Here is an 11,023-nt window from a genome sequence, read left to right as displayed (position 1 = left end):
ATGTGAGCCGAAGTGCGTGAGCACTCGGGTATTGGGCGTGTTGGTTTGGTTTGGTGGTTGGCGTTTCTAACCGAGGCCTTACGGCCATTCGGCTCGCTTGGTTGGGGCATTTCGGATGCCGAGAGATCTGGCACGTGAGAGATTCGTTTGGTCACCGCCACGTCGTGCGTTCGATACCGTTCAGGCGATCGCGATGTGTGCAAACGCCGGTTGCTTGCTACTCGCCTTTGCTGTTGAGCGAGTAATAGCTGGCTAGGACGAGGTCGGGGGCTTCGATTTCGGCGCTGGTCCAGTATCCGGGGGCGATTGGGAAGCCGTTGTTGATAAAACCGTCGTCATTGGAATCCGTGATCGCTTGGACGCTGCCGTCGGCCATCAGGACGTGGCAGATTCCGTTGTGATGAGCAGACATGCCACGGTAGTCTTGGCGTGTGTCCAGGCTCCAGGTTTTCAACCATCCCGTGACGCCGGTGCGCGACGTCGGGACGGGGAATACAGGTGCCTTGAGCAGTTCCGGGGACGCCAGGTGAGATGCGGAGGCGATCGGCGTGTCCGGGGCGCCGTCGCCTGTGGTGTCGATCTCTTGCCGGTGCAAAATAGGGCCACCCACCATAGGTGTGGTGTACGGTGTGCCCGCGAGCAGGTCGCCTGTTCCGATGCTGAGAAAACCGATCGCCGAGGAATCGCACAACAGCGGGACTGTGTTGGCCGGTGCCCGCGAACTGTCTAGGAAACGCGTCGTCAGCGGGCCACGGGTGACGTTCCGGCTCTTGATCTTCAGGCTGCAACTGGGGTCTTTCGGCGTCGGGTTGCCGTTCTCGTCGAGCGTCATGCCGCCACGAACGAGGAACCACGAGGCGGCGTAGTTGGTGTCGTAGCCGTCCTCGAGCATCTTTTTGTGAATCAGTTCGGCGCGGTCCGCGGTGGACGCGGCGATCGGTGCGGTGCTCGGTGGTACCGGCGGCGACGGGGCGCTGCTGCCGGCGATCATTCGGGCGACATTGTAGATCGTGTATCCGGTGTCGCTTTCGTAAGGTTCGTTGCCGAGCAAATCCACGCATCCGTTCGTGAACGACGCGGCGTTCTCGGTCAACATGAACTCGATCGCCTTGCTGGTCTGCGCCGGGTTGCTCGCACATCGCATTTGGCTGACCAGGACTCCGCGCCGGACGAGGTCTGCGACCCATCCCACTTCGGTCGGCACGCCGTCTCGTTCGGGATCGAACCCGCCGCTGCAGAATTCGCCGTTCGCTTCGCTCGTGGTGCGGCCGATCATGCCAATGCCGAATTGCTTGAGGTTGCTTTGGCACTGCGCCGCTCGGGCGCTCTCGCGGGCTTTGGAAACCGCCGGCAACAACAACGCGGCGAGAATTCCGATGATCGAAATCACGACCAGCATTTCGATCAGCGTGAAGCCGCGAACGTGATGCTTCGATGAGCGAATGGTGAAGATATTCACGATGGGTGAATCCGAAAATAAGAGGAGGCTCGAAATCAAGTCCTCTGGATTGTTTCGGATCGACTTAGGGTGGCAATCTCAATTCAACGAGCAGATCGAGACTTCACAATCACGACCCCTGATCTTCACCGGAACTTAAAGAAGCTTGGTCTGCGCGTTTCGCGTCCGATTGTTTCGCCTCGTCTGGCGATGGCTTCATATCGATCACTGGGCTGCCCCATTCGATTTGAAAAGTTGAATTGCAAGAAGAACATGTTGTCTCTTTGCCCATCATGCGATCGTCAACGACCTGCGGCGCTTCACACTGAGCACACAGAACGCGAATCATGCCTTCGGGTTCGACGAGGGCGTCGAGTTCTGCGTCGGTTAGGTTGGGCAGTTCGATGTCTTCGGGCAGCATCGTCACGAGCAATTCGCGAGTGACATCGGTGGCCTCGGCGATCCGGTTGGCGAGTCGTCGGACGCTGCGTTCGAATGAGTTGCGTGCGGTTCGGCCATTTCCGAAGTGACGATCGCGGTTGAAGTACAGGTGAGTGAAACCGCGAAGGAGCCGGCGGCGTGTTTCGGTCGGCAGTTCGTACTTGGCTTTGGCCGAGATCAGTTCGTAGATTCGGCTCAAGGCCTCGGGGGCATAATCGTCAAAGTGCATCGTTGTTCCGACCCGCGAGCTGAGTCCCGGGTTACTGCGGATCATGCGTGTCATTTCGCGAGGGTAGCCAGCGAGGATAACGACGAGCCGGTCGCGTTGATCTTCCATGCGTTTGAGCAGCGTTTGCACGGCTTCGCGGCCATACTGGTCCTGGCCGTCTTCGTCGACGAGCGTGTAGGCTTCGTCGATGAAGAGCACACCGTCGAGGGCTTCGTCGATCTTCGCGTTGGTCTTGGGGCCTGTTTGTCCTGCGTACTCCGCCACCAATCCGCTGCGGTCGGTTTCAACGAGGTGTCCTTTGGATAGCACGCCCAGGGCGCCGTAGATCTCGGCGATGATCCGCGCGACGGTGGTCTTTCCTGTTCCCGGGTTTCCGACGAACGCCATGTGCAGGCTCGGACGCGTCGTGGGCAGCCCCATGTCCTCGCGTTTGCGTTCCATGTTGAGGAAGTTCGCGAGGGTTTGGATTTGATTCTTGATCGCCTCGAGTCCGATGAGCCGGTCCAACTTGGCACGTGCCTCTTGGAGTCGTTCCTCCGGCGTTCGGTCGTCTTCCGGTGGTTCGCTTGTTTGGGCCGAATCGTTTTGAGGCGGTGGTGTTTTGGTGCGTCCGCCGGATACCGTCGGGGTGGATTTGACGGCGGCGTCTTTTCCGATGCCACTACGTTCTTCGGTTCCTTCGCGTAGCCGTTTGGCTTCGCCACGCAGCCAAGCGATCGCGTCGCGAGCGTTGTCGATGTCGGCTTGATGGTCTTTGGTTTCCGAAGGCAACGGCGCCGAGTCGTCTCGGTTAGGGGAGCGGGGCGAAGAAGCGGGCGGGCCGCCGACGGACAGTCCTTTCGCCGACGCCTTGGCGGATTCGAGTTCATCCTGGATGTGGTGAATGCGGGTTCGGTCGATGCTATCTTCGTAGCCATCGACGACTGCGATCATCGTCGCCAGTCGGGCGGCCATGGTTTCGACGTCGCCCCACATGTCACGCAGCGACGGCAGTTCGAGGAACGGGCGCGTCACGTCGTACCACGACAGGTCTTGCGCGGTGCTGATCAGCCAATCGATCGCCTCGTGCAGTGCCGTTCCCATCACCGGTTGGTGCCAGATGTGTTCGAGCAGGACGCGTCCGAGTTGACGTTGTTGCATTGTTTGCGCCGAAGGGTCCGGCAGCGTTTCGGCGAAGACTTTCATGACGAAGCCTTGATGCAAGTCGTCCATCTGCTCGGCCATGCTCGTTCCGGAAGCGTGCCCGCTCAGGCCCGCTGGCTCGCTAGGGTTATCCGAGGAAGCGCGTAGATTGGGATCGCCCGCCAGCCAACCGTAACTGCCTTCGGCGATCTCGCCGGCTTCCACGTAGAGTTGCTGAGTCTGTTCGAGTGCCTCCCGGAACAAACGGATCGAACGAAGGATTGCGTCGTCGTCGGGACCAGACATGAACATGCACTCGCACGCGGGCAGAAAAGGTGGGTAAACAGTGAGGGCGTAAGTATTTGGAAATCAAGGCCTTGCGTCAATCACGGTGCGCCGTCGGGCCGTTGTGAGAAAACCTCGCATCGGGTAAACTGCTCCGCTTCGCGGCGGGCCGGTTTCGCAGCGACTTGGACATCTTTTCTACCGCATTTAATGCGAGAAGACACTTGGCTGACGACGGCGATACCCCAGACGACATCGACAACCCATCCGACGAATCCGACAACGGCAACGGCCCGGTGAACGAAGGAGGCGAAAACGCGGGTGCGAACGGCCCCGGCGATGAGCAGCCTGGCGGTGGGCAACCCGACGACGGTGCAGTCGCGGGTGGTGCAGGCGGTAGCGGTGGCAACGGAAACGGCGAGGCCCCACCGACCGGCGGTGCCCCGGAAGACGGCGGCAACGGTGACCGCGATCCGGGCGGCCATGGTGCGCTGCGGTTCGTCGACTTGCCGATCGAAGACGAACTTCGCGAGAGTTATCTGACCTACGCGATGAGTGTGATCGTCAGTCGAGCGTTGCCGGACGTTCGTGACGGTCTGAAGCCTTCGCAGCGGCGGATCTTGGTCGCGATGAACGACCTCAATCTCGGCCCAGGCAGTAAACGCGTCAAATGCGCGAAAATCTCCGGTGATACCTCTGGTAACTATCACCCGCACGGGGAAAGTGTCATCTATCCGACGTTGGTCCGGATGGCACAAGAATGGAACATGCGGTCGTTGCTGATCGACAAACAGGGGAACTTCGGCAGCGTGGCCGGTTTGCCTCCGGCGGCGATGCGGTATACCGAAGCACGCATGTCGGCCGTCGCGGCACAGATGCTCGAGGACATTAAACTCGACACAGTGGACTTCGTTCCGACGTATGACGAAGCTCGCACCGAACCGACAGTCTTGCCGAGTAAATTCCCGAACCTGTTGATCAACGGGTCAGGCGGGATCGCGGTCGGGATGGCAACCAGCATTCCGCCACACAACCCGTCGGAAGTCTGCGACGCGTTGATCAAGTTGGTGGACGAACCCGACACAACGATCGACGAACTTTGCGAAATCATCCCAGGGCCTGACTTCCCAACAGGCGGAATCATCTGTGGCCGCGCCGGCATTCGCCGTGGTTACAAGACCGGTCGCAGCACGATGGTGGTGCGGGCGAAATGCAAAGTTGAAGAGATGCGCGGCAATCGCAGTCGCATCGTCATCACCGAGATTCCTTACCAACAGTATCGCGACCGGATCATTGAAAAGATCGCATCGTTGGTGAACAACGATCGGATCAAAGGGATCTCGGCGATCCGCGATGAGAGCGATTTGAAGGAGCCCGTGCGGCTGGTCGTGGAGTTGAAACGGGGTGAGGATCCGGATGTGATCCTAAACCAGTTGTATCAATTCTCGCCGCTGCAGGACACGTTCTCGCTGATCTTCCTCGCGTTGGTCGACGGCAAGCCGCGCGAGTTGACTCTGAAGGAAATGTTGACGGAGTTTCTTCGGCACCGCACAACGGTCATCCGTCGACGGACGCAGTTCCTGCTCGCTCGTGCGAGACGTCGCAAACACACCGTCGAAGGTTTGTTGCTCGCTCTGGCGAACATCGACGAGATCATCCAAACGATCCGGACATCGCGGACGCAGCCGGAAGCGAAAGAGCGTTTGATGGCGATCCAGTGCCCGGCCGCAATGTTGCAGCGGGCTCTCGGGGATGACGGGTTCAAACAGTTCGAGACCGAACGCGGTAAGGCCGAGAGCTATACGCTGACGAGTGTTCAAACCGACGAGATTCTCCGCATGCGGTTGGGCCAGTTGGTCAACCTCGAACAGGAGAAACTGTCGGGCGAGCACGCCGAGTTGCTGCGTGAGATCACCGACTACCTCGATATCCTGGCCAACCCACAACGTGTCAGCGATATCATCAAGGACGATCTTGAAGAGATGAAGCGTCGCTTTGGCGATAAACGACGCACCGAGATCAGCCATGAAGAGTTGGGCAACATTGATCTCGAGGACCTGATCACCGAAGAACCGATGGTGGTTTCGATCAGCCACCGTGGTTACATCAAACGAACCCCGACGAGTGTTTACAACACGCAGCGCCGGGGCGGGAAAGGCCTCAAGGGTGCCAAGAGCGATGACGAGGATCCGATCGAACACTTGTTCGTCGCCAGTACCCACGCGTACCTGTTGTTCCTGACAACGACGGGTAAAGTGCGTTGGCAGAAGGTCTACGACATCCCGCAACTCGCACGTGATGCGAAGGGTCGCGCGATCGTGAACCTGTTGCAGATGGAACCGGATGAACAAATCGCACAGTGCTTGGCCGTGCGTGATTTCAATCAACCCGGTCACTACGTCGCGATGGCAACGCGCAGCGGGTTGGTGAAGAAGACGCCGCTGGAACAGTACAGCCGTCCGAAACGTGGTGGTATTATCGCGATCAAACTTCGCGAGGGCGATGAACTCGTCGATGCTGCCGTGGTCGGACCGAATGACGAGATGTTGTTGGTGACCGCTGACGGGATGGCGATTCGGTTCAAGGAATCCGACTCGCGGCCGATGGGACGGAACACTTCCGGTGTGAAAGGCATCTCGTTGATGGGCGATGACAGCTTGGTCGGTATGGTTGTGACCGATCCGGATGCGACGCTGCTTACCGTTTGCAAGAACGGTTACGGCAAACGAACACCGTTTGGTCCGAATGCGTCCGATGCTGAGGCCGGAGACGACGAAAATGGTGCCGAGACCGCTGGCGAGAGCGCCGCCGAGGGCGATGATGAATCGGCTTCGGCGAGCAGCAGCTCGGCCCGCTATCGGACTCAAAAGCGCGGCGGCAAGGGCTTGCGTGACATCAAGACGAGTGAGCGAAACGGCAAGGTGATCGGGATTGCTCGCGTGACGGATGAAGACGAGCTGTTCATGATGACCGCCAAAGGCAAGTTGCAGCGAATCTCGGCCGCCGACATCAACGTGATCGGACGCAACACGCAGGGCGTGCGGATCATGAACGTCGACAAGGACGACGAGCTGATCGCTGTGGTGCGAGTTCCAGCGGAAGAGAAATCCGACGAAGCCGCACCGGCTGCGCCAGCGAGCTGAGCGTTTGCCCACGTAGGTTCGTCTTTCCAAGAGGAACATCCAGGCTGCAGGCGATCGCTGAGGGTTGTTCGTTTTGTTGGCACTGTTTCAGCGGAATTGCTGTGCGGTCTCGGTCTTGGAAAGACCGAGCTACGTGGCGCGTTTCCAAACGAACTTTAGGCGAGACGACTCACGCTTGAGCAACGGGACCTCGAGGCTCTTCGGTTCGCTGCTGTTCAACCCTGACCTATCGCCGGTTGCTTCCTGTTAATCGGTTGGCTTGGTCGAGACGGCCGATCATCCATTGCAGGTAGTTCTTCCAGTCGTCGCGACTGAAACGTGTCATCTCGTCGAAGCGGTCGTCCCACTGATCGGAGATTCGGTCCAAGACCACGGCGGCTTGGCTGATCAGCATGTCGGCTTCGCGATCGCGGCCGAGGATGCGGACCATTCTGGATTGGCCCAGTAGTGCTTCGAGGGCGGGTGGTTCGTTCATGTATCGCAGCGACATGTCCCGGTACGCTTCGGCGGCTTCGGCGTAGCGGCGCATGGATTTGAGCGTGTCGGCTTGACCGAGCAACGAGTTACGCAAAATCGCGTTTTGTTTTTCGCTGAGGTCATCATCGCGTTCTTCCATGTCCATGAACCGGACCATCGCGGTGAATCGATCGAGTGCGGACTGGCGAAACCGGTTGGCTTTCTGTCGCAGATCACGCTGTGCCGCGTCGAGCAAATCTTGGCTCTCGAGCTCCGCTTCCGGAAGCCGCGAGGCGAGCAGCTGGCCACGCGCCAATTCATACGCCGCCGCTTGCGCGCGTGGCAGCGGCCAGTAACGATCGACGGCTTCGTTGAGTCGGCGGAGGGCGTCGTTGAGTAGCGGTTCGATTTCACGTAGCTTCTCGATGCGTTCATTGAGTGGCAGCGCCAGCGCCGCGAGTGTTTGCAGATCGCTCTCGGCGTAGAGCAATTCACCGAGCGTGAATAAGGAATCTCGCCACACCGGGCTTTGCGGAGTCAGTTGCCCGTCGGACAAATTCTCGTTCAGCAACCGCTTGGCCTCCTCGTTGTCGCGTGAGTCCGCAGCGGCCTGAGCGGCGAGCAAGCGGGCTTCGTATCGCATCGGGTCGCGAGGGAATTCGATGATACAAGTCTGCAGCGAATCCATCGCTTCGTCCGGCCGACCTTCGGCGAGCAACGCCCGACCGTGAGCGACCAAGCCAGCGGGTTGTTTGAGACGGTCTTCGTAGCGGAGGAAGTTCTCGAGCAACGGGATGCTCTTGGAAAAGTGTCGTCCGCGTTGGTAGGAGTCGATCGCTTGCCAAAGAGTGGGCACGTATTCTTTTGTGTCGAATTGAATCTCGGCGGCACTCGCGAACGCATCGCCCGCTCCCCGGAACCGGGCCCGCGCGGACGCGAAGGCTTCCCGGGAAACCTCGTCACCACGGCCGCGTCCGGCGGACAGCGTGGCGTCGCCCCAATCGCGATAGGCGATCGCTTTCTCGATCAACGCGGGGGCTTCGCCAAAGAGCGATGGAATCGAATCGGCGATCTCGACGACCGCCGCGTATTCACCTGACTCGCGAAGGACAGCGAGTGTTTCAGTAACGCGGGCACGAAACTCGGCTTCCTTCTTTTGCGTGAAGTTCAAGTGACGGCTTTGGTTCATCTCGCGAACGAGATATTTCGCCGTCTGCACGGCTTCAGGGCCTTTGCCAAAGTTCGCCAGCAGTTCCATTTCCGACAGACCGCCTTCGAGACCGTCTTCGCGGAAAGGACGTTGTTGGCGGAGTTGCGTCAGTTCGGCGAGGGCGAGGTCTTGTTGCCCGGAAAGCAGGAACGCTTGAGCGGCGGTCAGGCGAGAACGCGAGGCCAGTGACGGTTCGGCTTCGCGTTGCAGCACCGCGAGTTCTTTGAGAACCTCGGAAAGTTTCTCGCGTTGGTCCGCGTCAATTTGTTTGCTCGCGCGCGCGGGAATGTCGGCGATGAGGCGTTCCCCGTGCGCGCGGTTGACCGACGCGAGCATTCGCTTGATGACGAGTTCGGCGTCTTTGAGTTTCAATTCGTCTTGCGCGGCGAGCGACCATCCGGCGTGTTGCTGCAGCGCCGGTGCGATCGTCTTGTAGGATTTCTCGATGGTCTGTTGTGCTTGTTTGAATCGTCTGAGTTGGATCAACCAATCGATCTTCATCAGGTTGGCTTCGACTTGATGTTCCGCGTCGAGCGATTCGCCGTTGAGGTATTCGTCGATCGCAACGATCGCTTCGTCGAGGTCTTCACGCGGTCGTCGTGCTCGTGCGATCGCGAGTATGGGCACGAGTTCCCCGCGGAGGGTCAGGTCGACATCAATGGCGGCTTGCAAGTGCTTCGCGGCGGCCTCGTAGTCGCCGACTTGGTGATACGCCATACCGAGCATCCGGTGTCCGTCGGCAGCCCGGCCTTCGGGAAAGCCGAGCGTTTCGGCGTTGACCAACGGCGGGATCGCTTCTTGCAGTTCTTTTCGGCGGGCCCGCGGCGATTCCAACCGCATGGCTTTCTCGAATTGACCGGCACCGATGAAAAACGAGTGCAGAGGCATCCACTCTTGATCCGTTTCACTCTCCTCGTCGAGTTCGACCGACGCGGCGAGTTCCCCGGCGACAACGGCGTTGCCCGCCACGTACTGCGACGAGGCGATCTTCAGCGTTTGGATTGGCGAGATTTCTCCGCTGCTCGCCCAAAGTGAAAATAGGTAAGCGAACCCCGTCATCGTCGCGAGCACGGCGGTGCCGGCGGTCGCGACGGATAGTGATATTTTGGACGATCCGGAATCGGATTGGGCGTCGTCGGTGGTGGCGGGGTCGGGATCAGGCACAGGCTACTCTCTCGGGTTGCCTGCCCATATCAAATCGCACCGCTCGGCAGCAAGATCTGACCCGCAAAACGCTCCGATCCGTGGTGTTTCGCGAGTCTCACAAACGCACCGACCTGCCTGGGACGGCGAAGTTTGGTAGATTTGCCGTTTTCTACCGGCGTCGTCCGACGGTCTTGCCGCGACCCGATCCTTTTCGAGATGTCTCTTCCTGATGAATTCAAACTCCGCCTCCGGAACACCTGCTGGCCAACCTTCTTCTGTTCATTCGTCGACCGGACCGGGATCGGACCTGCGAAAAATTTTGATCACCGGTGGGGCGGGGAACGTTGGTGGTTCGCTGGCCTGCCGGTTGGTCGAGAGTCCGCGCAACGAAGTCGTCGTGGTTGATAATTTGGTGACCGGGAGCGTGAATAAGCTTCCGCCGTTGGATCATCCGCGGTTTCGGTTCATCAAAGCGGACGTGAACGATTTGTCAGATTTGACGCCGATCATGACGGCGCACCAATTCGACGCGGTGTTTCACTATGCGGCGTTGGTGGGTGTGCAGCGAACGCTCGCCAATCCGGTCGCGGTGCTGCGTGACATCGACGGGATCCGCAACGTTTTGTCGTTGGCGAAAAACACCGGCGTGCGGCGCGTCTTCTACGCCAGCAGCAGCGAGGTGTATGGCGAGCCGGTCGAATTACCCCAGCACGAACAGACGACGCCGCTGAACTCACGGTTGCCGTACGCGATTATCAAGAACCTCGGCGAGTCGTATTTCCGATCGTACTATCAAGAGTTCGGGCTCGATTTCAACGTGTTCCGCTTTTTCAACACGTACGGGCCGAAGCAAACGACGGACTTCGTCGTACCCAAGTTCATCGAAGCCGCTCGGGCGGGCAAGGATATCACGATCTACGGAGACGGAAAGCAAACCCGCACGTTCTGTTACGTCGACGACAACCTCGACACGACCGAAAAGGTGCTCGACGATGAATCGTGGTCCGGCGAGATCATCAACATCGGAAGCGACGTCGAGATCACGGTGCTGGAACTGGCCGAGACGATCATCGAGAAAGTCGGCAGCAAGTCAAAGATCGTGCATCTGCCACCGCTGCCCGAAGGAGACATGACCCGCCGCTGCCCCGATATCACCAAGATGCGAAAGATCTTGGGCCGTGACCTGACGCCGCTGAGCGAAGGTTTGAATCGGATCCTTTAAGTCGCGGTGTCCCACGTAGCTCGGTCTTTCCAAGACCGAGGGCGGTGTGATGTCGAGCGGAGCGTGGCCTGCTCGAGCTGTGAGTAACACGTGAGCCGAAGTGCGTGAGCACTCGGGTATTGGGCGTGTTGGGTTGGCTGGCTTGGTTGGCGTTTTTACCCGAGGCCTTACGGCCGTTCGGCTCACCCACGTAGCTCGGTCTTTCCAAGACCGAGGGCGGTGTGATGTCATGCGAAGCGTGACCTACTCGAGCAGTGAGTAGCACGTAAGCCGAAGTGCGTGAGCACTCGCGTGTTGGGTTGGCTGGCTTGGTTGGTGTTTTTTACCCGAG

The 11,023-nt window shown here is 59.3% G+C and carries 5 protein-coding genes; 2 read left to right on the top strand and 3 right to left on the bottom strand.

Features of this window, described 5'->3' with window-relative positions:
* Positions 1 to 217 precede the first annotated feature (217 nt).
* Together RSSM_RS10550 and RSSM_RS10545 are read right to left on the bottom strand one after the other, a co-directional pair.
* A complete protein-coding gene (locus tag RSSM_RS10550; protein WP_008677787.1) occupies positions 218 to 1,459 on the bottom strand; it encodes a DUF1559 family PulG-like putative transporter in 1,242 nt (413 codons plus the stop codon).
* A 109-nt stretch (positions 1,460 to 1,568) separates the two neighbouring features.
* Entirely contained in the window at positions 1,569 to 3,536 is a 1,968-nt protein-coding gene (locus RSSM_RS10545) for an AAA family ATPase (RefSeq protein ID WP_081613742.1), read from the bottom strand.
* A 275-nt stretch (positions 3,537 to 3,811) separates the two neighbouring features.
* Here RSSM_RS10545 and gyrA point away from each other — a divergent pair, with 275 nt between their 5' ends.
* Positions 3,812 to 6,658 (top strand): DNA gyrase subunit A, encoded by a 2,847-nt coding sequence (gyrA, locus tag RSSM_RS10540; protein ID WP_390174050.1) that lies wholly within the window; start codon positions 3,812 to 3,814, stop codon positions 6,656 to 6,658.
* Positions 6,659 to 6,884: 226 nt separating this feature from the next.
* On the opposite strand, the gene RSSM_RS10535 is transcribed toward gyrA, so the two are convergent.
* On the bottom strand, positions 6,885 to 9,488 hold the full coding sequence (locus tag RSSM_RS10535; RefSeq protein ID WP_008677780.1) for a hypothetical protein: 2,604 nt from the start codon (positions 9,486 to 9,488) through the stop codon (positions 6,885 to 6,887).
* Positions 9,489 to 9,699: 211 nt separating this feature from the next.
* Here RSSM_RS10535 and RSSM_RS10530 point away from each other — a divergent pair, with 211 nt between their 5' ends.
* Positions 9,700 to 10,692: an NAD-dependent epimerase/dehydratase family protein gene (locus RSSM_RS10530; protein WP_008677778.1), complete on the top strand. Its 993-nt coding sequence runs from the start codon at positions 9,700 to 9,702 to the stop codon at positions 10,690 to 10,692.
* Positions 10,693 to 11,023 lie beyond the last annotated feature (331 nt).

The organism is Aporhodopirellula sallentina SM41 (assembly GCF_000346505.1).
GTDB classification, from domain to species: Bacteria; Planctomycetota; Planctomycetia; order Pirellulales; family Pirellulaceae; genus Rhodopirellula; species Rhodopirellula sallentina.
The sequence above is the reverse complement of the archived record's forward strand: the minus strand, read 5'-3'. Positions and strand labels throughout refer to the sequence as shown.

Excerpts from the sequence above, each read along its gene's own strand:
- RSSM_RS10545 (WP_081613742.1), bottom strand. The coding sequence starts at position 3,536 with ATGTCTGGTCCCGACGACGACGCAATCCTTCGTTCGATCCGTTTGTTC.
- RSSM_RS10530 (WP_008677778.1), top strand. The coding sequence starts at position 9,700 with ATGAATTCAAACTCCGCCTCCGGAACACCTGCTGGCCAACCTTCTTCT.